Genomic DNA, 24058 nt, shown 5'->3' with positions numbered 1-24058 from the left:
GGGTCATCGTCATTGCTGCACCAGGCCGGCCGCTTCGGCCACGCGCTTGAAGCGCTCGTACTCGCGCTGCTGGAACTTGCGCATGTCGTCGCCCTTGAGGTCCAGGAAGTCCGCCCCGCGCTGCTGGCGGTAGGCCACGGCCTCGGGCTGCGCCATCACCTCGGCCAACGCGCCGATGAGCTTCTGGGTGATGTCGGCGGGCGTCTCGCTGCGCACGAAGAAGGAGCTCCAGACGTAGGTCTCGAAGTCGGCAAAGCCGCTCTCGATCATGGTGGGCACCGCGGGCAGCGTGCCCATGCGCTTGGCGCCGGTGACCGCCAGCATGCGTACGCGGCCTTCCTTCTGCATCTCGACGAAGGCGGACGGGTCGACGATGGCCACTTCCAGCTGGCCGCCGATCACGTCCGTGACCATCTGCGAGCCGCCCTTGTAGTTGATGTGGTTGATCTGCGCGCCGGAGGCGGTGCCCAACCACGCGGCCACCAGCTGATAGCCCGCCGAATAGTTGCCCACCGCGATGGGCCGCCTCTCGCGTTTGGCCGCGGCCACCACGTCCTGGATGCTGTGCGCCGGCGAATCGCCTTTCACCACGAAGGCGGCCGGGCCGACGGCCGAGCCCACCAGCGGCTTGAAGTCCTTGAACGGGTCGTAGGGCAGGTTCTTCATCACGGCCGGGTTGACCGACATGGGCGAGTTGCTGGCCAGGAGGATGCTGTAGCCGTCGGCCGGGGCCGACTTGACCGACTGCACCGCGATCAGACCGCTGCCGCCGGGCCGGTTCTCCACGATCACCGGCTGGCCCAGCTTCTTGCCGAGCAGGTCGCCGTAGAAGCGAGAGTCCGAATCCGAACCGCTGCCTGCGGTGAAGGGCACGACGATGCGCAGCGGCTTGGTGGGAAAGCCCGGCTGGGCCAGGGCGGCCGGGCTGGCGGCCAGCAGCGCTCCGCTGGCGCCGATGGCGCCCAGCGCAGCCAGGAAGGCGCGACGTTCAAGGGTCATGGGATGTCTCCGTCTGTGTTGCTGTGGATTCACGCAAGTCCGGGTAGGCCCGGGGTGGACCTCGCTTGCCTGGGCGGACTCTAGCACTTATATTTGTTGACCAACAAGCAAGTTGCTTTAGGTGTTGACCCGGACGCTCCTGCCCGGCACGCACCTCCGAAGGAGACAAGCCATGCAAGCCCTGGACATCCGTCCGGCCGAACTGCCACCCGATTGCGAGCGGCTGCGCGCCGAGGTGCGCGACTTTCTCGCGCAGACGCTCGGCGACCTGCCGCCTCATGAGCGGGCGCGCAACTGGTCGGGCTACAGCCCCGAGTTCAGCCGCGCGCTCGGCCAGCGGGGCTGGATCGGCATGACCTGGCCACGCCGTTATGGCGGTGGCGAGCGCTCGATGCTCGAGCGCTACGTCGTGCTGGAAGAACTGCTGGCCGCTGGCGCCCCCGTGTCGGCCCACTGGGTGGCCGACCGCCAGAGCGGCCCGCTGCTGATGCGCTATTCGCCCGAGGTGCTGGCGCCCGAGCTGCTGCCGCGCATCGTGCAAGGCGAGTGCCATTTCTGCATCGGCATGAGCGAGCCCGATTCGGGCTCGGACCTCGCCTCCATCCGCACCCGGGCCGTGCGCGATGGCGATGGCTGGCGCATCAGCGGCCGCAAGGTGTGGACCTCGGCCGCGCACAAGGCCCACTACATGATCGCGCTGGTGCGCACCGCGCCACCCAGCGCCGACCGGCATGCGGGCATGTCACAGTTCCTGGTGGACATGCGCAGTCCCGGCCTGACCATCCGGCCCATCGTCAACCAGCTGGGCGAGCACGAGTTCAACGAGGTCACCTTCGACGAAGTGCCCGTGCCCGCGCACCACCTGATCGGCGCCGAAGGCGAAGGCTGGCACCAGGTCACGACCGAGCTCACCTTCGAGCGCTCGGGCCCCGAGCGCTACATGAGCAGCACGCAGCTCATGCTGGAGATGCTGGACGCCGCCGATGCCGACAACCCGCACCACCAGCTGGTGCTGGGTCGCCTGGCGGCGCAGTACGCCACGCTGCGGCAGATGTCGCTGGGCGTGGCCGGCATGCTGGCCGCGGGCCAGAACCCCGCCCTCGCCGCAGCGGCCGTCAAGGACCAGGGCGCGCTGCTGGAGCAGGGCCTGCCCGACCTGGCGCACGAACTCTTCGGTGGCCGCTTGCCGCCCGAGAGCGACCTGGCGCGCGTGCAGCGGCACCTGGTGCTGGCCACGCCCTCCTTCTCCCTGCGCGGCGGCACGCGCGAAATCCTCCGCGGCATGCTCGCGAAAGGCATGGGCCTCCGATGAACAACGACCACCAGATGATCCAGGACAGCGCCGCGCGCCTGTTCGCCGATGCGGCCGGGGCCGCACTCAACACGCAGGTGGAGGCCGGCGAGTTTCCGCAGGCACTGTGGCTGCAGGTGGAAGAGGCCGGCTTCGCGGCTGCGCTGGCCGCGGGCGAGCAGGGCTTCGACCTCACCCCCGACCAGGCGCTGCCGATCTTCGAAGAGCTGGGTCGCCACCGCGTGCCGCTGCCGCTGGCCGAGACGGCCGCTGGCTTGGCCCTGCTGGCCTGCGCAGGCCATGCGCCGCTGACCGGACCGGGCACGCTGATCGATGCGGGGCCGGGCCAGACGCTGGCCCTGACGGCCGACGGCCGCCACCTGAGCGGCGAGGCGCCCGCCGTGCCCTGGGGCCGCCATGCCGCCTGGGCGCTGGTGCAACTGCCGCAGGGCGACATCGCAGTGGTGGACCTGAAGGATGCGGCCGGCCTCACCTGCGAGCCGGGCCTGGATCTGGCCGGCCTGCCCGCCGACCGGCTGCGCCTGGCCGGCGTCGCGGTGCGGGCGGTGCTGCCGGCCGCGGCCTTCGGCATCGCGCTGCCACTGCGCAGCACCGCGGCGCTGCTGCATGCGGCCATGATGGTGGGCGCCATGGAATGGGCATTGGCCGAGGCCATCCAGTACGCCAACGATCGCGTGCAGTTCGGCCGGCCCATCGGCAAGAACCAGGCGCTGCAGCAGATGCTGGCGCAGGCCGCGGGCGATGTGGCCTCGGCCCGCATGGCGGTGCGCGCGGCGGGGCTGGACTTCCAGCTCGGCGAGGCGGACCGCGCAGCGCGGGTGGGCTTCGGCGTGGCCGCCGCCAAGGTGCGCTGCGGCGAGGCAGCGACCCGCGTGGCCGCGACCGCCCACCAGGTGCTGGGCGCCATCGGCTTCACGCACGAGCATGCGCTGCACTTCGCCACGCGCCGGCTGTGGGCCTGGCGCGCGGCGTACGGCGCCGACGCCTGGTGGGCGCAGCGACTGGGCGCGGCGGCCATCCGCGCCCGCGCGGCCGGCTTCTGGCCGGCGATGACGCAGCGGCAGTTCTCCGCGGCGGCCGCGGGCTGAACCCGCCCTTCCCTCCCCCTGTTGCAACGAGACCCTCATGCCCCCACGCAGCTACACCGAACTGGGCGTCGACATGGACGGCCATGTCGCCGTCATCGAGATCCGCCGCCCGCCGCACAACTTCTTCGATGTGCCGCTGATCACCGCGATCGCCGATGCGCTCGAGGACCTGGAAGCCAATGCCGACTGCCGCACCGTGGTGCTGGCGGCGCAAGGCACGGCCTTCTGCGCCGGTGCCAACTTCGGTGGCAACACCGACGCCACCGCGGCAGCCAGCCCGCGCGCGCTGAACCCGATCTACGCCGAAGCGCTGCGCATCTACGCCACCAGCAAGCCTATCGTCGCGGCCGTGCAAGGGCCGGCCATCGGTGGCGGGCTGGGCCTGGCGCTGGCGGCGGACTTTCGCGTGAGCTGCCCGCAGGCCCGCTTCAGCGCCAACTTCAACCGGCTGGGCTTCCATCCCGGCTTCGGCCTCTCGGTCACGCTGCCGAGGCTGGTGGGTCCGCAGCAGGCGGCCCTGCTCTTCTACACGGGCCGGCGTATCGACGGCACGCAGGCGCAGGCGCTGGGCCTGGTCGACGATCTGGCCGACACACCCGAGGCCGTGCGTGGCGCAGCCCTCGCCCTCGCGCAAGAGATCGCGCTGTCTGCGCCCATCGCCGTGCAGGCCACCCGCGCGACGCTCCGGCGCGACCTGCTGCCGCAACTGCGCGAAGCCGTGGCCCGCGAGAGCGAGATGCAGTTCGCGCACTTCCGCAGCGAGGACTTCCGCGAAGGCGTGCAGGCCATGTCCGAGCGCCGGCCGCCGAAGTTCAGCGGCCGGTGAGCCCGCGACACCTCTCGCCCACGCCTCCTCTTTCGCAACAACGCCCGGATCGCGGGCCAAGGACCACCCGATGCTTCAAGACGGACTGCTGCGCGGACGGCGCATCCTCATCACTGGCGGCGGCACCGGGCTCGGGCTCGCCATGGCCGAACGCATTGCGGCGCTGGGCGCACAGCTGGTGTTGTCCGGCCGCCGGGCCGAGGTGCTGGCCGCCGCGCGCGACGGACTGGTGGCGCGCCATGACGCCCATGTGCAGACCCTGACCTGCGATGTACGCGACGCAGCCGCCGTCGACGCCATGTTCGATGCCGCCTGGCAGCAAGGCCCGCTGGACGTGCTGGTCAACAACGCCGCCGCCACCTTCATCGCACAGACCGAACGCCTGAGCGCTCGCGCGGCCGACGCCATCCTGGGGCCCACGCTGCATGGCGCGCTGTACTGCACGCTGCAGGCGGGCCGACGCTGGATCGACAGCGGCCGGCCGGGCGTGGTGCTGAGCATTCTTTCGACCTCCACCCGCACCGGCCGCGCCTTCACCGTGCCCTCGGCCATGGCCAAGTCGGCGCTGCTGGCCATGACGCGCAGCCTGGCCGTGGAATGGGGCCGTCACGGCATTCGCAGCGTGGCCATCGCCCCCGGGCCCTTTCCGACGGCGGGCGCGGGCCAGGCGCTCGACCCGACGGCGGGGCGGGCGTTTGCCAATGCGGCGCCGGGTGTGGGGGCAAGCGCTGCCTACCCGGCCAATCCGCTGGGCCGCGTCGGTCGGCCGCCGGAGCTGGCCGAGCTGGCCGCCTTCCTGGTCAGCGACAGTGCCGCCTACATCAACGGCGAGATGATCGCCATCGACGGCGGCCAGCACCTGCGCACTTCCGGCGCCGAAGACCTGCTGGCCTGGGGTCCCGACGACTGGGCCCGCGCACGGGCGGGGCGCGGCGGCTGAGCGCCTCACGCCGCCGGCGGGTGGGTCACGCTAAACGCCGCATGGCGGAATCGGCTAGTCCTTCACCGCCAGCGTGCGATCGACCATCTGCATCGCCAGATCGCGCACCTTGTCCAGGCGCAGGTCGCCCAGCACCAGCCGCTGGTGCAGCACGCCGCGCAGCGCGCCGAGCAGCAGCGTGGCGGCGGTGGTCGGGTCGATGTCGGCGCGGATCTCGCCCAGCGCGATGCCGTCGCGGATGTGCTGCTCCAGCCGCGAGATGCTGCTGCGGATGTACTCGCCGATGTAGGGATTGAGCTCCGAGTCCTCCATGAAGCCCTCGGTCATCATCACGAGCAGGGCGCGGGTCTCGATCCAACGGGTGTCGTCGCGGACGAAGTAGGTGGAGACCAGACTGCGCACCGCATCCAGCCCCGGGCGGTGCTGCGGCAGCGCAAGGCGCCGGGCCTCGAAGCGCGCGCCGATGTTGAGCACCACCCGCTGCAACAGCCCGCCCTTATTGCCGAAGCGATGCGCCGGCAGCCCGCGGCTGTAGCCTGCCGCCTCGCCCACTTCGGCCAGCGTCATGCGCACCGAGCCGCGGCGCGCGACCAGCCCCAGCGCGGCGTCCAGGATGCGCCGCTCGGCCAGCGCCCGGCGCTCGGCCTGGGTCAGCCGGGCACTGCCGTCACCGCCCTCGTCCGCAGGGAATTCCTCGTCCATGGCCGCCTCCACCGCGGGCGCAGATGCGGCGGCAGCCTTGCGGGCCAGACGCTTGCGCGGCGCCGGCGCAGTGGAAGGAGACGAGGCTTTGGAAGGCATGGCGGTCGTGAAGGCGCAAAGGTCACGGGGACTGGGGCGGAATCGAAAAGTGCGTGCAGGACCTTGATCGGTAGGGCGTTTTTAAGGTTACAAATTTATCGGGGTACGGGCGGGGGTACGGACTCCAAAAAACAACGAGTTGGAGGTCGGTTCGAAGATGAAGAGCTCGGTGTCATGTCTCAATAGGTTGTTCACCCGACAGCGGCTGGGAGACTGGAGTTACCACGCTTCAGTCACCAGAGGGACCTGCCGAGTGAACAGCCATAAGAATGCCAGATTGACCTTCGAAGGACGCAAGTTGCTTGTTCAGCGCATTGCCACCCTGGGGCTGATACCCGCAGCCGAGGCTGCGGGTATCAGCCCACGCACCGCAAGCAAGTGGCTGCAGCGCTTCGAGCAGCAGGGGGAACAAGGCCTGCTGAACCGCAGCTCACGCCCCCTGCGCACGCGCTCCTGCCTGGATGCACGGCTGTGCGAGCGCATCGAACAGCTTCGCCGCTCGCGCATGCCCATGCGCCATATCGCTCGCATCGTCGGGCGCAGCGTGCCCACGGTGTGCCGGCTGCTCGCCCGCCTGGGTGTTTCCAGCCTGAAGGCGCTCGAGCCCGTCCGCGCGCCGCTGCGCTACGAGCGAGAGGCACCGGGTGAGCTTCTGCACATCGACACCAAGAAGCTCGGGCGCATCGTGCGGCCTAGCCACCGCGTCACGGGCAACCGGCGTGACTCGGTGGACGGCGCAGGCTGGGAGTTCGCCCACGTGGCCACGGTGGTGGATGCCACGCTCATTGCGGCGCCGAGTTCAACTAAGAACAAGGATGGCAAGCGAGACCCCGAGATGCACCAGAGCAAGAAGGGCAACCAGTGGCACTTCGGCATGAAGGCGCACATCGGTGTGGATGCCGACTCGGGGCTGGTACATACGGTGCCCGGAAGATAAGAAACGCAATGTGGAGCAACTGCAACACAGTTTCCAGAGTCTTCGCGGCCGGATACCCGGGCTAAGGCACATTGAGATCGGCGTCGACCACAGTCGTGTTTCATACTCTTGCGACGTCGTGCTTTACAGCGAAGTCGATTCCCAAGCTGCACTCGATGCCTACGCTGAACATCCTGAGCACATGCGTGTGAAGGCAGAACTGCAGAACATACGTATCGCACGGCATCAGGTCGACTACCACGTGCCCGCCGCCGACAAAAGCCAAGCGCCGTAATGAACAGTTTTATCTACAACGCTCTGCCGTCGCGCGTGGTGTTCGGCGCAGGGAGCCTCGCGCATTTGGAGCGGGAGATTGACTTGCTGGGTGCCAAACGCGCGCTCGTCCTTTCAACACCGGAGCAAGCCGGCCAGGCGCGGGCTGTGGCCGACCGCCTCGGGGGCCGAGCTGCAGGGATTTATGCGCGGGCCGTGATGCATGTGCCCATCGAGACGGCACGCGAAGCTCGCGATCTCGCACGCCGCTTGAACGCGGATTGCGCCATTGCCATCGGCGGCGGCTCTACGACGTGCCTGGGAAAGGCAATTGCGCTGGAATCGGATCTTGCGATTCTTGCGATCCCCACGACCTATGCAGGCAGCGAGATGACGCCGATCTACGGCATTACGGAAGCCGGTTTGAAGAGAACCGGCAAAAGTACGCGCGTACTGCCTCGGGCCGTGATCTACGACCCGGAATTGACCCGCACGCTGCCGGTTGCATTGACGGTCACCAGCGCCATGAACGCAATCGCACATGCAGCTGAGGGCTTGTACGCTCAGAACGGCAATCCGGTCATGAGCCTGATGGCCGAAGAGGGCATCCGGGCGCTGGCCGAGGCGCTACCAACGGTACGTGAGCACGCCGACGATGCTGCGGCTCGCAGTGACGCATTGTACGGCGCCTGGCTGTGCGGAGCCGTATTGGGGGCCGTTGGAATGGCTCTGCACCACAAGCTTTGTCATACATTGGGAGGCAGTTTCAATCTGCCTCATGCCGAAGTGCATACCGTTGTGCTGCCGCACGTCATAGCGTTCAACGCGAGCGCTGCGCCGCACGCTGCAGATCGCATCAACCGAGCGCTGGGTCGAAAAGGGGGCAGTGCTGCAGCAGGACTCTTCGATCTTGCGCAGTCAAATGGCGCGCCGATCGCATTGAAGGACATTGGCATGCGCAGTGACGATCTGGACGCAGCATCAGAACTCGCCGTATCGAACCCCTATTGGAATCCTCGCCCCATCGGGCGCGCCCAGCGCGGAGAAATTCGCGAACTGCTGCAGCGCGCCTTCGAAGGCGTGCGACCGGAATAGGCGGTTCCTCTTTTCGCACGCAAGTGCTCCAGCGCCTTTCGGGGCAATTTACTTAAACTAACCGGAGTTCAACACATGAAGAGAAGCGTCGTCCATACGAGCAAGGTGCCCCCAGTGAAGGTGCCGCTTTCCCAAGCGATCAAGGTGGATAACTGGGTCTACACCTCCGGCATGCTCGGCATGGATCCAGCCACGGGGCAGATCGCCACAGGCGGGATCGCAGCGGAAACGCGGCACGTGTGCGAAAACCTCAAATCCGTTCTGGAGGCCGCCGGATCGTCACTTCAGGACGTGCACAAGGTTGTCATTTATATCGTCGATCTTGCGGAAATGCCGGCCATGAACCAAGTGTTCAGCGAGTACTTCCCAATTGACCCTCCCGCGCGTACAACTTTTCAAGCCGCTGGGTTGGTGATGGGAGCCCGCGTGGAAATCGAGGCGATTGCCACAGTCAAGGATTGACAAGAGTGCGATGGCGGACTGACTGAAGACCAAAACAGTTCTTGATCAATATCGGCAACTAGTCCCCTCCGCACTCGCGTCGCCTTACAGTTCCAAGGCGCTCGACTGGGCAGCACCGCCAGTTGCGGACGCTCAAAGTTGACCGCCCGCTCAATTCATGCCGGGCTTCGTTCGCTTATCTACCTAGATGAGCCCCCGGCATGAACTCATACGGCTACACCAAGCGGCGAATTTGAAAGTACCCGCGAGCGATCCTTTTCCACTCGCGAGCGGAAGATGTCATTTCGCGCCAATTAAGCAAGGTTCCCATGATGAAATTTCGCGATGGATTGGCCGCATTAGTATGCGGCTCTCTTTTTCTAGCTTCAGCGGCAAGCGCACGAGACTATTTCAAAACTGACGCCGGACAGCCACGGGGATATTCCAATGGGGTTGCCACCCAGGGCGGCAAGACTGTCTGGATTTCTGGGCAGGTCGGCATCAAGGATGAGCAAGGGAAGTCCATGGCTGGCGACTTCGAAGGCCAGGCGAGGGTCATCTTCCGAGCCATCGATGCAGCCGCGAAGCGTGCCGGTGGCAGCATGAAAGACGTAGTCAGCATCACTGTCTATCTCACTGATCCTCGACTTCTGGAATCGCTCATTCCGATCCGACATGAATTTTGGCCGGAAGGAAATTTCCCTGCGAGCACATCTATTACGGTACATAGCCTGCCTTTCGTCGGAATGATGATCGAGGTGTCCGCCGTAGCCGTCGTCGGGGATCAATAAAATATTGATCAGCACTTGCGCGAGTTCCAATCGGAACGCGCACGGTGCATGTTATTAACCTCCACAAGGATTGGCAGAATTCAGCCAAGAAAAAATGGACTTCCATTCTCTCTCAGACCCCGTCAGGCAGTTGGCGATCATCTGCGGGCTGATCTTCATTCCGCACAGCATAGCCAAATTCACCGCAACGAAAACCGTTGAAGGCGTTTTTCAAGCGGCAGGTTTACACCCCGTCAGGTTGTTCGTCGCCTTGTCGCTCCTTATCGAAGTAATCTCAGCCGTGGGACTTATATTCAACCTGCTGTTACCATACGCAGCTTGGCTGGGTGCGACTTTTATGCTTTGCGCAGGTGCAGCATCATTTAAGGTTTCGGGCGGCAAATGGAACTGGAGTTTGGGCGGTTGCGAATTCCATGTTTTTTGGGCATTTTGCCTGATAATTGTCGCGCTGCACCCCGTCCTTTAGGATCTCGCGGTTCATCGGAGGGGCAATCACCCGTTCGCCTTCGATAGCAATGGATCCTGTGAAAAAAGCACCATCGACCCATCATTCCTCCCTCACCTGCCGCAGGCGGAGCGTTCGATCGAGTCCAATGTATTTCGTACGCTGAATCGCCATAGGGCAGGCCGCCGGTGGAGCGGGGGGTCAATCAGGAGTGATCAGGCACCGCGCTAGCATGCGAGAGGAAAAGGCACACCGCTAGCTTGTCGCGCACAAGGCGAGAGACTGACGGAGCAGAAATCCCTTGGCGCCGCCATTACGGCCTTACGAAGAAGCAATCTGGGCAAGCGCAGCGCGGCCCGCCAAGCCGAAAGGACTGGCCAGTGTCTCGAGCACTTCGAAGTGGTTGTAGCCTTTTGCTGCGAGCAGTTGCACCCGCTTTCCTCGCGCGGCCGCGAGCTCCGAGAACTCCTTTGACTGCCGAATGAATTCAGGCGATTCGTTCGTGCCATAAATGACCACCAACGGCGAACGAATCCTGTCAAGATGGCGCATCGGACTCAGCCGATGTTCGACTTCATCATCGAATCGCACGTATGCGCTGCGCGACGACAGGCGCACGGGCTTCAAATCATAGAGCCCGCTAATAAGAACCGCTCCCTTGACGACATCGTCCGGCACTCCAAAGTAACGCTGCCAATTCTTCGTCAGCGCGGCAGCGCAAGGTGCGCGCCCGAGGAGTGACCGGAAACATAAATCCTTGTCTTGTCGCCTCCAAAGGAGGCCGCGTTCTTGTAGGCCCAAGCAATGCTCTCTGCGACCTGATCCACCATAGGCACCAAATCGCCACCGGTATTCAACACGTTCGCAAAATTAGGAATGAGCACATGTGCCCCCATGGCCATTGGCGCCTCGGCAAGAAAACTATATTGATGAGCATCCCCTTCTCGCCAAGCCCCACCGTGGATAAAGATGTAAATTGGGGCGTTGCCTTTCTTGGCCTGGAATAATTCGAGATTCTCGACAGCAGAATCGCCGTAGCTACAAATTCGCGGAGCACCGATGCGGTCCCTGGCCAATTGACTGCAGGCAGCGAACCGCCCAAGAACGGTCTCGGCATTAGTTGCCCAATTCAGTTGGTTATAAGCCTTGTCAAGAAAGGCCTTACCGTAGTTTTGAAGAAGTGCTTCAACGTCTGTCATGGAGATCAGGTGGAAATAAAGACGCGAGTCGAGCCGCTGCAGGAGCAGATGTTGGATAGCTCCGGAGATTAGACGGAAACGGGTGACGCGTCCAAGGTGGTTCCCATTCTTTTTACAATTTTTGCCCACTGCTGCCGCCTGATTCGAGCATCCTGCGAAGCTCCGCGGAATCCTAGACCCGAAACACCACCTCAAGTTGATCGGCGCAGCCTTGGACTCCGGCGTGTTCATGGCCTGTATCAGACGGTCCTGTACGGAATGCACCGCGGCGTCGGGAGCATTGCGCGGTGCAACCATGCCATACCAGCCTCGGTGTGCATCTCGAAGGTTGCGCCCAGAGCGGCGTAGCTCGCTGTCGCGGCCGCAAGCGGTGGGCGGCGTGTAATGAACTCTTGCATCTCAGATGGAGTTTGGACGGCAGCGATACCCCGAAAAAAGAAGCCAAATTTAAAATTATGCCCACCAGCTAACAACAAGCAGATTTGAAAATCTCCTTTTCAGGATTGAGTGCGAGCAACCATCCGACCTACGTGCTGTACACGCGGAAATGCGCCCGACCTGCATATAGTCGGTTGCGTCGCGTGCGTATTTCGGCCCATCGTGACCGCCCGTTCCGGGATCGTGACCGGCGATTTCGGGATCGTGACCGAGTGATCCGGAGCCGTGACCGGCGAGGTCTGGAGGGAATGAAAGGGTTGCGTATGACTGACCCGCGGCGCCATAGGCTGCCGGCCTTTAGCCGGAGCGCCGATGGCACCGCCAACGATGGACATACGCATGATCAGGGATGTACTGCGACTGAAGCTGCACGGCGGCCTGTCGCATGAAGCAATCGCCCGGAGCTTGTCGGTCTCCAAGGGCGTGGTGGCGAAGTACGTGGCGCTGGCCAGCGCTGCGGGCCTGAACCGCTGGGAGTCCGTCGAGCCGCTGGGCCAGGCCGAACTGCAGCGGCGCCTGTTCGGCACCTCGGCCGAGCAGCGCCGCGTGGCCCAGCCCGACTTCGCCCGCGTGCACGTCGAGCTGCGCCGCAAGGGCGTGACGCTGACGCTGCTGTGGGAGGAATACCGCGCCGCCCACCCCGGCGCGCGCACCTGGGGCTTCACCCAGTTCTGCGAGCACTACAAGCGCTACGCCAGGACGCTCAAGCTCTCCATGCGCCAGCAGCACCGCGCCGGCGAGAAGCTGTTCGTGGACTACGCGGGACCACCCTGGCACTGGCCGACGGCGCCCGCGGCCAGGTGTTCGTGGCGGCCCTGGGTGCGTCCAGCTATCCGATCTATCCCATCGAGGTACGCAGCGGCTCATCAGGTATTTGGTACAACACCAGCGCCCGCGTGCAGAACTACGCCGAGTTCGACTTCGCCGAACTGCGCTGCGAGATCGGCGATGCGCCGGGAGAGGTGCTCCAAGATCCGAAGTACCAATGCGCTGATGGCGTCTGCTTCACAAGACAGGGCGGCCATGTGATTGGCACCGATCCGAGGGTGAAGGCAAAGAAGCTGCTCAACTGTTGACGCGCAGCCGAGGCACCGGCGGGAGATCTCGGCTGCACACGGCACCGCCGCGCTCCTTGTATCGCACAGTCAGCCGTCTTGACGCCCAGCCCTCGGGGCCGATTCGACGGCTCACGCGCGACGCTCTGAAATCGACATTTAGACCAATCGGCTCGTCATTTTGACGTGTTGTGCCACGTTGACGTCGAAATGCGCAATCACGCATGCCTGCATTCACGCCTACGCTTCCAACATCTTCTTCAGAGTTCGAGGAGCAATTCATGACATACATGCATGCAACCAGAGTGCTGGTTCTCGGCGCAGGCAAGGTCGGCGCCACCGTGGCCGACATGGTGGCCGAATACCACCACCTTCCCATCACGCTGTGCGACGCGAAGCCGTCGCCCTTGGACCTGCAGCACGATCCGCTGGTCCGGCGCGTCCAGTTGGACGTCGAGGACGACGCCGCGCTGAAGGCCATGATTGCCGAGCACACGGTGGTCATCAACGCCCTGCCCTACTTCCTGGCGACCAAGGTGGCCACCTGCGCCGCCAGCCTGGGCGCCCACTACTTCGACCTCACCGAAGACGTCGCGGCCACCCGCGCCATCTTGGCGCTGGGCCAGGACGCCCGCTCCGTCCTGATGCCGCAAAGCGGCCTGGCGCCCGGCGTCATCGGCATGCTGGGCGGCGACCTCGCCCAGCGCTTCGACGACCTGTACGACCTGCGCCTGCGCGTGGGCGCGCTGACCCGCAATGCCACGAACAGCCTGCGCTACAACTTCACGTGGAGCATCGACGGCGTCATCAACGAGTACTGCAACCCCTGCGACGCCATCGTCAACGGCCAGTTGCTGTCGGTGCAGCCGCTCGAAGGCCATGAGACCTTCACGCTGGACGCCGAGGCCTTCGAGGCCTTCAACACCTCAGGCGGGCTGGGCACGCTCTGCGAAACGCTCAAGGGCAAGGTCCGCAACCTCGACTACAAGACCATCCGCTATCCCGGCCACCGCGACGCGATGAGCTTCCTGCTGCACGACCTGCGCCTGATCGAGCGCCGCGGCCTGCTGCGCGACGTGCTGGAGCATGCGGTGCCGCACAGCCGCGAGGACGTGGTCATCCTCTTCGCCTCCGCCTCGGGCATGCGCGACGGCCGCTTCGAGCAGCAGACTCGCGTGGCCCGGGTCTTCGGCGCCACGCTGCGCGGCAAGCCACGCACCGCCATCGAACTGACGACCGCCGCCGGCGTGGTCGGTGTGTTCGAACTGCTGCTCAAGGGACAGCTGCCGCAGCGCGGCTTCGTCGGGCAGGAGCACGTGCCGCTCGGTGCCTTCCTCGACACCAAGGTGGGCCACTACTACCGCAGTTTGGCGGTCACCGCCGAGCGCGAGCCGGCGCTCGCCTGAGCCTTCTTCCGGGGCGGCGCCCGCCGCCCCGGACTGTCTTGCCCACTTCTTTTCTCCATCAGGAATCCCCTCCCATGCTAGGTGCAGACGTTCTCGTTCAAATGTTGATCAACTACGGCGTCGATGTGCTGTTCGGCGTTCCCGGCGACACCAACGTCCCGTTCTATGAAGCGCTGCAGCGCAAGAAGGGCGAGATCGAGCACGTGATGGCCCGCGACGAGCGTTCGGCCGGCTTCATGGCCGACGCCTACGCCCGCCTCACCGACAAGCCCGGCATCTTCGAATGCCCGTCGGGCGCCGGCGCCATGTACTCGCTGCCGCCGCTGGCCGAATCCAACGCTTCGTCGGTGCCCGTGATCCTGCTGACCATCGACCTGCCGCTGCCCGGCGAAGGCCGCGGCATGATCACCGAGCTGGACTGCGCGCGGCTCTTCGAACCCGTGACCAAGATGTCCATCCAGATCAAGACGGCCGACAAGCTGCCGGAGATCATCCGCCGCGCCTTCCGCGTGGCCTGCTCGGGCACGCCCGGCGCCGTGCACCTGCAGGTCCCCGAGGACATGCTGCTCGCGCAGATCGACCCGGCCACCATCTCGCTGCATGCCGAGCCCGAGTGCAAGACCTTCCCGGCCTTCCCCATGGGCCCGGCGCCGGGCAAGCTGGAGAGCCTGTTCTCGCTGCTCGCCAGCGCGCACAAGCCGCTCTTCGTGGCGGGCGGCGGCGTCAACCGCTCGTGCGCCGGCAGCGCGCTGACCGACGTGGCCGAGGCACTGAACATCCCCATCGTCAACACCATCACCGGCCAGGGCGTGGCACCCGACGACCATCCGCTGGCCATCGGCGTGATCGGCGACAACGGCTTCCATCCGCATGCCAACCGCGCCCTGGAAGAGTCCGACCTCACCGTGTTCATCGGCTCGCGGATGGGCTCGGTGGTCACCGTCGGCTGGACCTTCCCCAAGTCCACGCTCAACAAGCGCGTGGTGCAGATCGACATCAACCCGGAGCGGCTCGCCAACAACTTCGAGAACCTGCTGTCCATCGCGGGCGATGCCCAGCTCGTGCTGCGCCAGGTGCTGGAGTCGGTGCCGGCCGACTTCGACCGCTCCCGCTACCAGCCCTGGGTGGACCAGCTCAACGGCTACCGCGCCAACTTCTGGGCGCATGCGCAGGAAGTCCTGGACTCGGACACCTTCCCGCTGCGCCCGGAACGCGTGGTACATGAGTTCAACAAGCGGCTGGACGCCTACGGCAAGGCCGTGCACATCGTCTCGGACGCGGGCACGCCCACGCCGTACATGACCCGCTTCCTGCGCATCGGCGACCGCCGCACGCGCTTCGTGATCCCGCGCGCCTTCGGCGGCCTGGGCTCTGCCATCCCGGCCGTGGTGGGCGCCTGGTATGCCGACCCGCAACGCCGCCCCATCGGCATGTTCGGCGACGGCTCCTTCAACATGACCGTGGGCGAGCTGGAGACGCTGGTGCGCAAGAAGGTGCCGGCCCTGCTGATGCTGTTCAACAACGGCTGCTTCGGCTGGATCAAGGGCCTTCATCGCCTGAAGGGCCATGAGGACTGCTTCGGCGTCGACTTCCTGACGCCCCGGGGCCAGGCCATCGCCGAAGCCTTCGACCTCAAGGCCTGGACGGTGGAGACGCCCGAGCAGCTCGTCGCGGCGCTCGAGGAGGCTTTTGCCTACGACGGCCCCTGCCTGATGGACATCCGCATCGAGTCGCTGGCCGACCGCGTGCCGCCGGTCTATTCCTGGCTCAACAAAAAGGGCCGCGACCCGCTGTCGCTCACCCCCGAGGACCTGGCCTACCACTGAGGCTCGGGCGCCCGCTGGCCAGCCCGGCCCGGCGGGCCGCCAGAAGACAATACGACGATGAAAAAGACTGTGGTGGTGCTGGGCGCGGGCATGGTGGGCGTGAGCTGTGCGCTCGAGCTCCAGCAACGGGGCCGCGACGTGGTGCTGGTCGACCGCGCGGCGCCCGGACGCGAAACCTCCTTCGGAAACGCGGGCGTCTTTGCCCGCAGTTCGCTGATGCCGATGAACAACCCGGCCTTGTGGGCAGCGCTGCCGAAGCTTGCACGCAACACGAGCGCGCAGCTGCGCTACGACCCGCGCTTCCTGCTGCGCAACGCGGGTTGGGCGGCACGCTTCCTATACAGCGCCAGGACCGGCTGCTTCGAGCAGACGGTGGAGGCGCTCGACAGGCTGATCACGCTGTCCCGCCCGCTCCACGACCGCTGGATGGCCGAAGCTGGCGTGCAGGCGCGGTTGCGGTCGAACGGGTGGATCTTTCTGTACCGCTCCGAAGCGGCCTATGCGTCGGGCATGCTGTCGCGGCAGACCATGGACCGCTTCGGCATCCAGACGCAGACCCTGTCGGGCGAGGAACTGCGGGCACTCGAACCGCACCTCGCGCCCATTTTTCCGAAGGCGCTGTGGATCCAGGACGCGGCCTCCGTCGACAACCCCGGTGCCGTGGTCGAGGCCTATGCAGCGCTGTTTCAGGCCCGCGGCGGCCGGATCGTCCGCGACGAGGTCAAGGCGATCCACCGCAGCCAGGACGCGTGGGAAGCGACCGGCACGGCCGGGCGCCTGCGCGCGGACGATCTCGTGGTGGCGCTCGGCCCCTGGTCCCGGACCTTCCTGCGCGACACGCTGGGCCTGTCGGTCCCGATGGCCTACGAGCGCGGCTACCACCGGCATTTCGGCGCCCGGCCCGACGCCACGCTGGGCCGCCCGGTCTACGACATCGGCGGTGGCTACGTGCTCTCGCCGATGGAGATGGGGCTGCGCATGTCCACCGGCGTAGAGCTTGCCGACATCGATGCGCCGAAAGCCGACGCCCAGCTGCAGCTGGCCGAAACGGCGGCCCGCGAGGCCTTTCCGCTGGCGGATTACCGCGACAGCGAACCCTGGCTGGGCCGCCGCCCGACGCTGCCCGACAGCCGTCCGGCCATCGGCCGCGCCCGCTCGCATCCCTCGCTGTGGTTCGCCTTCGGCCACCAGCACATCGGCCTGAGCACGGGGCCAGGCAGCGCGCAACTGCTGGCCAACCTCATGGACGGTGCCGAGAGCCCCATCGACCCCCGTCCCTTCGCGCCGGCCCGCTGGGGACTCTGAGCCGTCAGGCCCGCTCGCGCCAGGCCGCGACGAGCATCGTCTCGATGTCCTGTACCTCCCGGCCGGTCGCCTCGGCCACGGCCTGCCGGTAGGGCGGCATATTGGTGCATTCCAGGACGATCGTGCGGACTTCGGGATGGACCTCGACCAGGGCGAGCGCCGCGGCGACGACATCGCGCTGCGCCAGCGCCAGGTCCATCTGGCGCGCGTTGCCCAGGATCCGCGTGTGGAACTCGCAGCCGGGCGCCACGCCCTGCACCGGCGTGCCCTCGGGCACCTGCGCGGCCCGCAGGATGGCGGGCGACAGCGACGCGGCGTCGAAGGTCAGCACACCGGGTCGCGGATGCCACCGGCACTGCAGCAGGCTGGACGTCAGCACCGGCACCGGCACGGCCTGCGCCAGCACCGCCTGGTAGACCGCCAGGAAGCCGCAGCTCGTGGTCAGCATGCCGGCGCCGGCCGCCACCAGGGCGTGCGCCGCGTCGATGAACGGCTGCAGAAGGCTCGGGTCCGCCTCCTTCACAATCCGCTGGGGCGATGCGCCCTTCACCGTCAGGTAGCGCACGGGCACGCCGGCGCGCTCGAAGGTCTGCGGATTGCCGATGTCGCCGGGCGGCCTCGGGAACTGGGTGTCGAGCATCAGTACGCCGAGGAAGGGCGCCAGGGGTTGGGCGTTCATGGGAGCGTGGCGAAATCGGAAGCGCAGGGGCGGCTTCTCAACTGACAGAGGTGCGCCGGTCGATCTTGCGGCTGAGCACCATCGAGGTGTGGGTCTGGTTGATGCCGTCGATGAGGCCCAACTGGTCGAGCAGTCCGTCCAGGCGCTCGGGCGTGTCGCAGCGGAACAGCACCATGTAGTCGTACTGGCCACTCACCGCCCAAACCTCCTCGACCTCCGGCAGCCGCTCCAGTGCACGCATCACCACCGACGCGCTGCGCGCATTCACGCTGATGCCGCAGAAGGCACGCACCGCGGCCTGCTCCAGGCGCTGGCCCAGTCGCACGCCATAGCCGGCGACGATGCCTTCGCGCTCGAGGCGGGCGATGCGCGCCACGATCGTGGTGCGGGCCACCTTGAGCTTGCGGGCCAGGTTGGCGGCCGGCTCGCGGGCATTGGCCTGCAAAAGAGTGAGAAGGTGACGATCGATCTCGTCCAGGCGAAGGTCCATGCCCTGCATCTCCAGTGTCGAATCGCCGATTGTCACCGCGGAGGGAGCGGCATTGGGGCGCCATCATGGCCGTGCGCCGCGTTGCCGGCAATCGATCATTCGGAAGCAAATCATGTTCCAATGGAATGAACACCGGTACCTCGCCAAAGGAAGCGGCGCGACCGAAGCCTTTTGCTTTAGACCGATACAGCAAGATGTTTAGAAGAGATTTCCTGCCGTCGATGGGTGTGCTGATGGCCTTCGAGAGTGCAGCCCGGCATGGCAGCATTTCGCGCGCGGCCGAGGAACTGCATCTCACCCAGAGCGCCGTGTCGCGGCAGATCAAGCACCTGGAAGAAGAAGTCGGCGCCGTGCTCTTCCAGCGCGTGCGCCAGCGCATCGTGCTCACGGATGCTGGGCGCATCTATGCGGCAGATCTTCGAAGCGGCCTGGAGCTCATCTCCCAGGCCACGCAGCGCGTCATGACGCTCGGCGGTGTCGGCCAGGTGCTGAACCTGGCGGTGCTGCCGATGTTCGCGACGCGCTGGCTCATCCCGCGGATGAGCCGGTTCGTCGCCCAGCATCCCGACGTGGTCGTGAACTACGCGACGCGCACCGAGCAGTTCGACTTCAAGCGCGAGCCCTTCGACGCCGCCATCCACTACGGCGACGACTTCTGGCCGGACGCCGCCTGTTCCTACCTGATGGCCGAAACCGTGCTGCCGGTGTGCAGCTCCGAGTTCAAGCGCCGGCACCGCATCAGGACCAAGGCCGACCTCGCAGGGCTGACGCTGTTGCAGCAGTCGACCCGGCCCTCGCAATGGGCAGAGTGGTTCAACCAGGTCGGCGTATCGGCGGCCAGCGCCATGCGCGGACCGCGCTACGAGCAGTTCTCGATGCTGGTGCAGGCGGCGGGCTGCGGTCACGGCATCGCCCTGGTTCCGCGCTTCCTGGTCGAGGAGGAGCTGAGCAGCGAGCGGCTGGTCACGCTGTCGAACGAAGTGCTCGCCACGCGCAGCGCCTACTACGTCGCCATTCCCGATGCGGGCGGCAGGAACCCGCTGGCGCTGGCTTTCCGCGACTGGCTGGTGCGGGAAGCGGAAGCCGAGGCGGGCAAGAGCCGCCGCTAGGGATGCTCTTCACGAATAGCTTCCTCATGTGCTTGCCTGCGTCGAGCTGAATGCCGAGCATGAGGGCCATGAAGCAAACGAGCCTGGGCCTGCCGTTGTCGACCAAGCGAACGCGCAAGCGCGAGTTTCTCGATTCGATGGACAGGGTGGTGCCCTGGCCCGATCTGGTGGCACTGATAGAGCCCTTCGCGCCCGAGAGTGGCCGCCGCGGCCAGCAGCCTTTCGCTGTAGAGACGCTGCTGCGCATCCATTTCATGCAACAGTGGTTCAACCTGTCGGACCCGGCGATGGAAGAGGCCCTGCACGACGTACCCGTCTTTCGCGACTTCGCCGGCCTGTCCAACTGGGGCGACGCGCTGCCCAGCGATTCGAGCATCCTGCGCTTTCGCCGCTTGCTGGAGCAGCACAAATTGGCCGATCAGATCCTGGAGCGGGTGAACGAACTGCTCACGGGCCAGGGGCTGATGCTCAAGGCCGGCACGGTGGTGGATGCCACGCTGATTGCGGCCCCCAGTTCGACCAAGAACAAGGATGGCAAGCGAGACCCCGAGATGCACCAGAGCAAGAAGGGCAACCAGTGGCACTTCGGCATGAAGGCGCACATCGGCGTGGACGCCGACTCGGGGCTGGTGCACACGGTGCGGGGGACCGCCGGCAACGTCAACGACGTGCTCGAGGGCAACAGCCTGCTGCACGGGCAGGAGAAGTTCGCGTTCGGCGATGCGGGCTACCAGGGCGTGAACAAGCGTCCGGATGCGAAGGCGCATGTGCGTTGGCATGTGGCAATGCGTCCAGGACTGCGCCGAGCACTTGAACCCGCAACCGGCGCGGTGGATGCACTGACCGACAGGATCGAGCGGCTGAAGGCAAGCGTACGAGCCAAAGTCGAGCACCCGTTTCGGGTGATCAAACGCCAGTTCGGGCATGTGAAGGTGCGCTACCGCGGCCTAGCGAAGAACACCGCGCAGTTGAAGGTACTGTTTGCGCTAAGCAATCTGTGGATGGTCAGGCGAGCCGTGGTGGCCGAGGTGCGCCCGGCGGCGACGTGAGGGTCATGTGAGCAGCAAAAAGGGGCGACTTCGCTGCCCCTTCGCACCCCGAAACACTCGTGCCTGCCAGCTTTGCCCCACCGCATGCCGCCTCCGTCCGGCATTGGGCACGTTCAACCCGCTCCGAATTACACCGCGCGAATGGTGAAGAGCATCCCTAGCGCCCGTGGCTACACGGGCGACCAGCTGCGGCCGTCGAAGGTGGCCACGCTCAGCGCGGGCAACAGTGCCTCGATGTCGGGCACGCAGTGCAGGTTGACGTTGACCTGCTCCGGCGCCGACCGCGGATGGCAGTGGGTATGGATGCCACAGACGCCGCAGAAGAAATGCCGCGCCTGGTGGGTGCCGAAGTGGTACATGCGCAAGGCGTTTCGGTCGTCGCTCAGTTCGAAGCGGTCGGCGGTCACGCGATGGTGCAAGGCACTCTTGCGCACGCAGTAGCTGCAGTTGCACCGCACGGCCCGGTCGAGCCGGGCGAGGAAGGAGAAGCGCACAGCGCCGCAGTGGCACTGCCCGTGGTGGCGCTGCTCCTGCGGCCCCGTGGCGGCGGCGTCCGCGTCTTCGGCGTGCGACACGGTCATCGCGACCTTCTCAGGCCGCGGACGCCTCGGGCACGGGATGCATGGGCACCACGTTCTCGGAGGCCTTGAACCGGCCCAGGAAGGCCCGTGTGGACTCCTGGCGCGGGTTGTTGATGACCACCGACGGCGGGCCGCATTCGGCCACCACGCCGTCACGCATGAAGATGACCTGGTCGGCGACCTCGCGGGCGAACGCGATCTCGTGGGTGACCAGGATCATGGTCATGCCGTCCCGGGCCAGACCCTTGATGACGTTGAGCACTTCGCCGACGAGTTCCGGGTCGAGCGCCGACGTGGCCTCGTCGAACAGCATCACCGCCGGCTTCATGGCCAGGGCGCGGGCGATGGCCACGCGCTGCTTCTGGCCGCCGGACAGCTTGTCCGGGTAGTAGTCGGCACGCTCGGCCAGCCCCACCTTGCTCAGGAGCTCGCGTGCCTGGGCGTCGGCCTGCGCCTTGGGCATCTTCAGCACCGTCACCGGCCCTTCCATGACGTTCTGCAGCGCCGTCATGTGCGGGAAGAGGTTGAAGTGCTGGAACACCATGCCGGTGGTGGCGCGGAAGTTGGCCAGGCTCTTCTCGCTCGGCAGCTTGGTGAGCTTGCCGTTGAACTCGATGCTCTGGTCGCCGACGCTGATCCGGCCGCCGTTGGGAATCGACAGCAGGTTGATGCAGCGCAGCAGGGTCGACTTGCCCGAGCCGGACGGGCCGATCAGGGCCACGACCTGGCCGCGCTCGACCGTGAGATTGATGTCCTTCAGGACGGTGTTGGTCCCGAAGGACTTCTTCAGGCCGGTGATTTCGATGATCGGGCGGGACGACATTCAGACCTCCTTGGGCGCGCCGTTGTGCTCGAGGCGCTTGACCCAGATGGTGATCGGGAACAGCACGACGAAATAGGCAATGGCCGTGAACGTGTAGACCTCGAGCGGCCGATAGGTGTCGTGCGCGATCACCTGGCCCTGGTACAGCAGGTCGGGCACAGCCAGCACCGACAGCAGCGACGTGTTCTTCAGCTGCATGATCGACTGGTTCATCAGCGGCGGAATCATCTTCGCGAAGGCCTGCGGCAGGATCACGCGGCGCATGAGCTGCAGGCGGGTCATGCCGATGGCCTTGGCGGCCTCGGTCTGGCCGGGGTCGATCGAGATGATCCCGCCCCGCACGATCTCCGAATAGAAGGCCCCGCCGTACAGCGACAGGCATAGCGTGGCAGCGGCCACCGCCGACAGCTCGATGCCCGTGAGCACCGGCAGTGCGTAGTAGAACCACACCAGTTGCACGAGCACCGGGGTGCAGCGGAACACCTCGATGTAGCCCCGCAGCGGCGTGGTGATGAGCGGGTTCGTCGACAGCCGGCCGAGGCCGGTGAGCAGGCCCACGGCCAGCCCCAGCACCACGCAGACGACGGTGAAGAGCAGCGTGTAGGCCAGGCCCGTCGCCAGCAAGGTCCGGTACTTCCACAGGGAGCCGAAGTCCCAGACGTACTGCGAGGACGCGGCACCGCCGCCGAACTGGCGAACCAGCCCCCACAGGATGACCGCGGCGGCCACGATGCCCAGGAAGGAGGCGATGGCGGAACGGCTGCCCGTTCCCATCTCTGACTCTACGTGCTGCATGCCCGCCTCAGAACTTGATTTCGGCAGGGAAGGCGCTGGCGGGAACGCCGGCGAGCTTCTCCATGTTGGCGAGGATGATCTTGCGGACGTCGCCCTTGGCGCGCACCTCGGCCAGCCATTCGTTGGCGGCCTTCTGGAAGGCCGGGTCAACCTCCTTGCGCAGGCCGATGCTCACCGGCGCCGTGTAGACGGGCTCGGGGATGTACATGGTGCCGATGTCGGGGCGCTTGGCCAGCAGCGGCTGCGCCAGCAGGATCACGAGGATCTGGCAATCGGCACGGCCGGCCTGCAGCGCCAGCGTGGCGGCGCCGCTGTTCTCCAGGCGCGTGACGTCTGCCTTGGGCAGCACGCGCGTGGCCAGCTGGTCATGGCTGGAGCCGACGTCGACGACGATGCGGTTGCCGGGGGCGTTCAGCTGTTCCCAGCTCTTCTTGGCCACGCCTTTGCGGCACACCGTGGTGTAGGTGTTGTCGAACAGGGTCTCGGTGAAGTTGACCACCTCCTTGCGGGCGGGGGTGGGCGCCATGCCGAACATGGCGTCGATCTTGTTGGACTGCAGGTCCAGGACGGCATTGCCCCAGGTCGTTTCGACGTACTCGACCTTGGCGCCGAACTTCTTCGCCAGGCTCTCCGCGAAGTCGGGGCCGAAGCCTTCCCACTTGCCGGAGGCCAGGTCTTTGTTGAAGTAGGGAACGGCCCCGGCGACGGCGCCGACGCGCAGCACCTTGGTCCGTTGCACACGCGCCATGGTCGACTCGGCATCCTGCGCCATCGAGGCGCCGGCGCCGACCATCGCCGAGATGGCGACCAGAGTCGACAAGAAAAACCGTTTGGTATTCACAGAAACTCCTAGCAAAAAGCTCGCCATGTTAGCGATTGGCCACAACCTCTTGGGGCGAGACAAGTCTAGGAGCCGTATCCGTCAGCAAAGACCTGTCACATCGTCAAAGTGTTGCCGGATCTTCGACGAATTGACCAAAGATTCGTCATTTCGTCGTCGGCGCCCATCTGGTCGTGCACCGATGTTGCCGGAGAGTCATGAAGTGCCGCTGAACGACCTGCCAAAACCGAACGCGATGCGCGCTCGCTTCGCCCGCCGTTGGGGCATCGTGCCTCACGAAGGGGCTTGGTCGTCATGGTGGAATCCTGGGGGAGACGGCTGGCAGGCAGCGTATTCGTCGATGGCCGCCTCGGCAGTTGAGCGCGGGGCTCTCCGTACCCAGGGAGTAAGAGCTGAGCGCCAAACGCAGTCCGCCCTCGGCGGAAGTCATTCCCTCCGATCATCAAGTTCTTCCACGGGCGCCTGACCGCCGCCAGGGCCGCAGCCCCCCCCACCCGACGGCCGTCGATGCCGCCCGTGGCCCTGAGGGCCTTTC

Annotated in this window: 26 protein-coding genes and 2 pseudogenes; 17 read left to right on the top strand and 11 right to left on the bottom strand. The window is 65.9% G+C overall.

Annotated elements, in window-relative coordinates:
- Positions 1 to 9: 9 nt before the first annotated feature.
- The gene (locus tag ABIC63_RS14600; RefSeq protein ID WP_354320283.1) at positions 10 to 999 is read right to left on the bottom strand and encodes a Bug family tripartite tricarboxylate transporter substrate binding protein; all 990 of its coding nucleotides are present in this window, start codon (positions 997 to 999) and stop codon (positions 10 to 12) included.
- Between the two features lie 172 nt (positions 1000 to 1171).
- On the opposite strand from ABIC63_RS14600, the gene ABIC63_RS14595 reads away from it, so the two are divergent.
- The 4 genes from ABIC63_RS14595 (at position 1172) to ABIC63_RS14580 (ending at position 5165) form a co-directional block, all read left to right on the top strand.
- Entirely contained in the window at positions 1172 to 2311 is a 1140-nt protein-coding gene (locus ABIC63_RS14595) for an acyl-CoA dehydrogenase family protein (protein WP_354320282.1), read from the top strand.
- Positions 2308 to 3399, top strand: coding sequence for an acyl-CoA dehydrogenase family protein (locus tag ABIC63_RS14590; protein ID WP_354320281.1), 1092 nt, complete (start codon positions 2308 to 2310; stop codon positions 3397 to 3399). Before ABIC63_RS14595 ends, ABIC63_RS14590 begins: the two co-directional genes overlap by 4 nt.
- 37 nt (positions 3400 to 3436) lie before the next feature.
- Positions 3437 to 4225, top strand: a complete 789-nt coding sequence (locus ABIC63_RS14585; RefSeq protein WP_354320280.1) for an enoyl-CoA hydratase/isomerase family protein — start codon at positions 3437 to 3439, stop codon at positions 4223 to 4225.
- A gap of 70 nt (positions 4226 to 4295) precedes the next feature.
- Positions 4296 to 5165 carry an SDR family oxidoreductase gene (locus ABIC63_RS14580; protein ID WP_354320279.1) on the top strand — a complete coding sequence of 290 codons (870 nt, stop codon included), beginning with the start codon at positions 4296 to 4298 and terminating at the stop codon, positions 5163 to 5165.
- Between the two features lie 54 nt (positions 5166 to 5219).
- On the opposite strand, the gene ABIC63_RS14575 is transcribed toward ABIC63_RS14580, so the two are convergent.
- Positions 5220 to 5966: a TetR/AcrR family transcriptional regulator gene (locus ABIC63_RS14575; protein WP_354320278.1), complete on the bottom strand. Its 747-nt coding sequence runs from the start codon at positions 5964 to 5966 to the stop codon at positions 5220 to 5222.
- A gap of 253 nt (positions 5967 to 6219) precedes the next feature.
- Here ABIC63_RS14575 and ABIC63_RS14570 point away from each other — a divergent pair.
- From ABIC63_RS14570 to ABIC63_RS14540, 7 genes and pseudogenes are all read left to right on the top strand, one after another.
- A pseudogene (locus tag ABIC63_RS14570) lies at positions 6220 to 6729 on the top strand (leucine zipper domain-containing protein); the annotation flags it as partial.
- A pseudogene (locus ABIC63_RS14565) lies at positions 6730 to 6897 on the top strand (transposase); the annotation flags it as partial.
- Positions 6863 to 7177 (top strand): Dabb family protein, encoded by a 315-nt coding sequence (locus ABIC63_RS14560; protein ID WP_354320357.1) that lies wholly within the window; start codon positions 6863 to 6865, stop codon positions 7175 to 7177. The pseudogene ABIC63_RS14565 and the gene ABIC63_RS14560, both read left to right, overlap by 35 nt.
- Complete coding sequence (locus ABIC63_RS14555; protein WP_354320277.1) at positions 7177 to 8250, top strand: maleylacetate reductase; 1074 nt, start codon at positions 7177 to 7179, stop codon at positions 8248 to 8250. The genes ABIC63_RS14560 and ABIC63_RS14555 overlap by 1 nt, the downstream gene beginning before the upstream one ends.
- Before the next feature lie 75 nt (positions 8251 to 8325).
- Positions 8326 to 8712, top strand: coding sequence for a RidA family protein (locus ABIC63_RS14550; RefSeq protein WP_354320276.1), 387 nt, complete (start codon positions 8326 to 8328; stop codon positions 8710 to 8712).
- A 308-nt stretch (positions 8713 to 9020) separates the two neighbouring features.
- Positions 9021 to 9482, top strand: coding sequence for a RidA family protein (locus ABIC63_RS14545; RefSeq protein WP_354320275.1), 462 nt, complete (start codon positions 9021 to 9023; stop codon positions 9480 to 9482).
- 94 nt (positions 9483 to 9576) lie between these two features.
- Complete coding sequence (locus ABIC63_RS14540; protein WP_354320274.1) at positions 9577 to 9948, top strand: DoxX family protein; 372 nt, start codon at positions 9577 to 9579, stop codon at positions 9946 to 9948.
- Positions 9949 to 10248: 300 nt separating this feature from the next.
- On the opposite strand, the gene ABIC63_RS14535 is transcribed toward ABIC63_RS14540, so the two are convergent.
- Both ABIC63_RS14535 and ABIC63_RS14530 read right to left on the bottom strand, forming a co-directional pair.
- Complete coding sequence (locus ABIC63_RS14535; RefSeq protein ID WP_354320273.1) at positions 10249 to 10605, bottom strand: alpha/beta hydrolase family protein; 357 nt, start codon at positions 10603 to 10605, stop codon at positions 10249 to 10251.
- A gap of 26 nt (positions 10606 to 10631) precedes the next feature.
- Positions 10632 to 11423, bottom strand: coding sequence for an alpha/beta hydrolase (locus ABIC63_RS14530; RefSeq protein WP_354320272.1), 792 nt, complete (start codon positions 11421 to 11423; stop codon positions 10632 to 10634).
- A 480-nt stretch (positions 11424 to 11903) separates the two neighbouring features.
- On the opposite strand from ABIC63_RS14530, the gene ABIC63_RS14525 reads away from it, so the two are divergent.
- From ABIC63_RS14525 to ABIC63_RS14510, 4 genes are all read left to right on the top strand, one after another.
- Positions 11904 to 12593 carry a hypothetical protein gene (locus ABIC63_RS14525; protein ID WP_354320271.1) on the top strand — a complete coding sequence of 230 codons (690 nt, stop codon included), beginning with the start codon at positions 11904 to 11906 and terminating at the stop codon, positions 12591 to 12593.
- 307 nt (positions 12594 to 12900) lie between these two features.
- Positions 12901 to 14025, top strand: a complete 1125-nt coding sequence (locus ABIC63_RS14520) for a saccharopine dehydrogenase family protein (protein ID WP_354320270.1) — start codon at positions 12901 to 12903, stop codon at positions 14023 to 14025.
- Positions 14026 to 14099: 74 nt separating this feature from the next.
- Positions 14100 to 15851, top strand: a complete 1752-nt coding sequence (locus tag ABIC63_RS14515) for a thiamine pyrophosphate-binding protein (protein ID WP_354320269.1) — start codon at positions 14100 to 14102, stop codon at positions 15849 to 15851.
- A 57-nt stretch (positions 15852 to 15908) separates the two neighbouring features.
- Entirely contained in the window at positions 15909 to 17156 is a 1248-nt protein-coding gene (locus ABIC63_RS14510; RefSeq protein WP_354320268.1) for an NAD(P)/FAD-dependent oxidoreductase, read from the top strand.
- A 4-nt stretch (positions 17157 to 17160) separates the two neighbouring features.
- Here ABIC63_RS14510 and ABIC63_RS14505 read toward each other — a convergent pair whose 3' ends face one another.
- Together ABIC63_RS14505 and ABIC63_RS14500 are read right to left on the bottom strand one after the other, a co-directional pair.
- On the bottom strand, positions 17161 to 17835 hold the full coding sequence (locus tag ABIC63_RS14505) for an aspartate/glutamate racemase family protein (protein ID WP_354320267.1): 675 nt from the start codon (positions 17833 to 17835) through the stop codon (positions 17161 to 17163).
- Positions 17836 to 17872: 37 nt separating this feature from the next.
- On the bottom strand, positions 17873 to 18325 hold the full coding sequence (locus ABIC63_RS14500) for an Lrp/AsnC family transcriptional regulator (RefSeq protein WP_354320266.1): 453 nt from the start codon (positions 18323 to 18325) through the stop codon (positions 17873 to 17875).
- A gap of 65 nt (positions 18326 to 18390) precedes the next feature.
- Here ABIC63_RS14500 and ABIC63_RS14495 point away from each other — a divergent pair, with 65 nt between their 5' ends.
- Positions 18391 to 19434: a LysR substrate-binding domain-containing protein gene (locus ABIC63_RS14495; RefSeq protein WP_354320265.1), complete on the top strand. Its 1044-nt coding sequence runs from the start codon at positions 18391 to 18393 to the stop codon at positions 19432 to 19434.
- A gap of 68 nt (positions 19435 to 19502) precedes the next feature.
- Positions 19503 to 20483 (top strand): IS5 family transposase, encoded by a 981-nt coding sequence (locus ABIC63_RS14490; RefSeq protein WP_354320264.1) that lies wholly within the window; start codon positions 19503 to 19505, stop codon positions 20481 to 20483.
- 170 nt (positions 20484 to 20653) lie between these two features.
- On the opposite strand, the gene ABIC63_RS14485 is transcribed toward ABIC63_RS14490, so the two are convergent.
- From ABIC63_RS14485 to ABIC63_RS14465, 5 genes are all read right to left on the bottom strand, one after another.
- A complete protein-coding gene (locus ABIC63_RS14485) occupies positions 20654 to 21064 on the bottom strand; it encodes a GFA family protein (protein WP_354320263.1) in 411 nt (136 codons plus the stop codon).
- A 10-nt stretch (positions 21065 to 21074) separates the two neighbouring features.
- Entirely contained in the window at positions 21075 to 21887 is an 813-nt protein-coding gene (locus tag ABIC63_RS14480) for an amino acid ABC transporter ATP-binding protein (protein WP_354320262.1), read from the bottom strand.
- Positions 21888 to 22661 (bottom strand): amino acid ABC transporter permease, encoded by a 774-nt coding sequence (locus ABIC63_RS14475; RefSeq protein WP_354320261.1) that lies wholly within the window; start codon positions 22659 to 22661, stop codon positions 21888 to 21890.
- A gap of 28 nt (positions 22662 to 22689) precedes the next feature.
- Positions 22690 to 23502 (bottom strand): transporter substrate-binding domain-containing protein, encoded by an 813-nt coding sequence (locus ABIC63_RS14470; protein WP_354320260.1) that lies wholly within the window; start codon positions 23500 to 23502, stop codon positions 22690 to 22692.
- Positions 23503 to 23618: 116 nt separating this feature from the next.
- Positions 23619 to 23819 carry a hypothetical protein gene (locus tag ABIC63_RS14465; RefSeq protein ID WP_354320259.1) on the bottom strand — a complete coding sequence of 67 codons (201 nt, stop codon included), beginning with the start codon at positions 23817 to 23819 and terminating at the stop codon, positions 23619 to 23621.
- Positions 23820 to 24058: the final 239 nt, after the last annotated feature.

This window comes from Pseudacidovorax sp. 1753 (assembly GCF_040544975.1).
Classification (GTDB): Bacteria; Pseudomonadota; Gammaproteobacteria; order Burkholderiales; family Burkholderiaceae_C; genus Xenophilus.
Note: the sequence above shows the minus strand (reverse complement) of the source record. Positions and strands in the feature narration are given on the sequence as shown.

Bases quoted from the DNA above. Each gene is read 5' to 3' on its own strand.
- ABIC63_RS14600 (WP_354320283.1), bottom strand. From the start codon at position 999: ATGACCCTTGAACGTCGCGCCTTCCTGGCTGCGCTGGGCGCCATCGGC.
- ABIC63_RS14595 (WP_354320282.1), top strand. From the start codon at position 1,172: ATGCAAGCCCTGGACATCCGTCCGGCCGAACTGCCACCCGATTGCGAG.
- ABIC63_RS14590 (WP_354320281.1), top strand. From the start codon at position 2,308: ATGAACAACGACCACCAGATGATCCAGGACAGCGCCGCGCGCCTGTTC.
- ABIC63_RS14585 (WP_354320280.1), top strand. From the start codon at position 3,437: ATGCCCCCACGCAGCTACACCGAACTGGGCGTCGACATGGACGGCCAT.
- ABIC63_RS14580 (WP_354320279.1), top strand. From the start codon at position 4,296: ATGCTTCAAGACGGACTGCTGCGCGGACGGCGCATCCTCATCACTGGC.
- ABIC63_RS14575 (WP_354320278.1), bottom strand. From the start codon at position 5,966: ATGCCTTCCAAAGCCTCGTCTCCTTCCACTGCGCCGGCGCCGCGCAAG.
- ABIC63_RS14560 (WP_354320357.1), top strand. From the start codon at position 6,863: ATGCCGACTCGGGGCTGGTACATACGGTGCCCGGAAGATAAGAAACGC.
- ABIC63_RS14555 (WP_354320277.1), top strand. From the start codon at position 7,177: ATGAACAGTTTTATCTACAACGCTCTGCCGTCGCGCGTGGTGTTCGGC.
- ABIC63_RS14550 (WP_354320276.1), top strand. From the start codon at position 8,326: ATGAAGAGAAGCGTCGTCCATACGAGCAAGGTGCCCCCAGTGAAGGTG.
- ABIC63_RS14545 (WP_354320275.1), top strand. From the start codon at position 9,021: ATGATGAAATTTCGCGATGGATTGGCCGCATTAGTATGCGGCTCTCTT.
- ABIC63_RS14540 (WP_354320274.1), top strand. From the start codon at position 9,577: ATGGACTTCCATTCTCTCTCAGACCCCGTCAGGCAGTTGGCGATCATC.
- ABIC63_RS14530 (WP_354320272.1), bottom strand. From the start codon at position 11,423: ATGGTTGCACCGCGCAATGCTCCCGACGCCGCGGTGCATTCCGTACAG.
- ABIC63_RS14525 (WP_354320271.1), top strand. From the start codon at position 11,904: ATGATCAGGGATGTACTGCGACTGAAGCTGCACGGCGGCCTGTCGCAT.
- ABIC63_RS14520 (WP_354320270.1), top strand. From the start codon at position 12,901: ATGACATACATGCATGCAACCAGAGTGCTGGTTCTCGGCGCAGGCAAG.
- ABIC63_RS14515 (WP_354320269.1), top strand. From the start codon at position 14,100: ATGCTAGGTGCAGACGTTCTCGTTCAAATGTTGATCAACTACGGCGTC.
- ABIC63_RS14510 (WP_354320268.1), top strand. From the start codon at position 15,909: ATGAAAAAGACTGTGGTGGTGCTGGGCGCGGGCATGGTGGGCGTGAGC.
- ABIC63_RS14505 (WP_354320267.1), bottom strand. From the start codon at position 17,835: ATGAACGCCCAACCCCTGGCGCCCTTCCTCGGCGTACTGATGCTCGAC.
- ABIC63_RS14500 (WP_354320266.1), bottom strand. From the start codon at position 18,325: ATGGACCTTCGCCTGGACGAGATCGATCGTCACCTTCTCACTCTTTTG.
- ABIC63_RS14495 (WP_354320265.1), top strand. From the start codon at position 18,391: ATGGCCGTGCGCCGCGTTGCCGGCAATCGATCATTCGGAAGCAAATCA.
- ABIC63_RS14490 (WP_354320264.1), top strand. From the start codon at position 19,503: ATGAAGCAAACGAGCCTGGGCCTGCCGTTGTCGACCAAGCGAACGCGC.
- ABIC63_RS14485 (WP_354320263.1), bottom strand. From the start codon at position 21,064: ATGACCGTGTCGCACGCCGAAGACGCGGACGCCGCCGCCACGGGGCCG.
- ABIC63_RS14480 (WP_354320262.1), bottom strand. From the start codon at position 21,887: ATGTCGTCCCGCCCGATCATCGAAATCACCGGCCTGAAGAAGTCCTTC.
- ABIC63_RS14475 (WP_354320261.1), bottom strand. From the start codon at position 22,661: ATGGGAACGGGCAGCCGTTCCGCCATCGCCTCCTTCCTGGGCATCGTG.
- ABIC63_RS14465 (WP_354320259.1), bottom strand. From the start codon at position 23,819: ATGACGACCAAGCCCCTTCGTGAGGCACGATGCCCCAACGGCGGGCGA.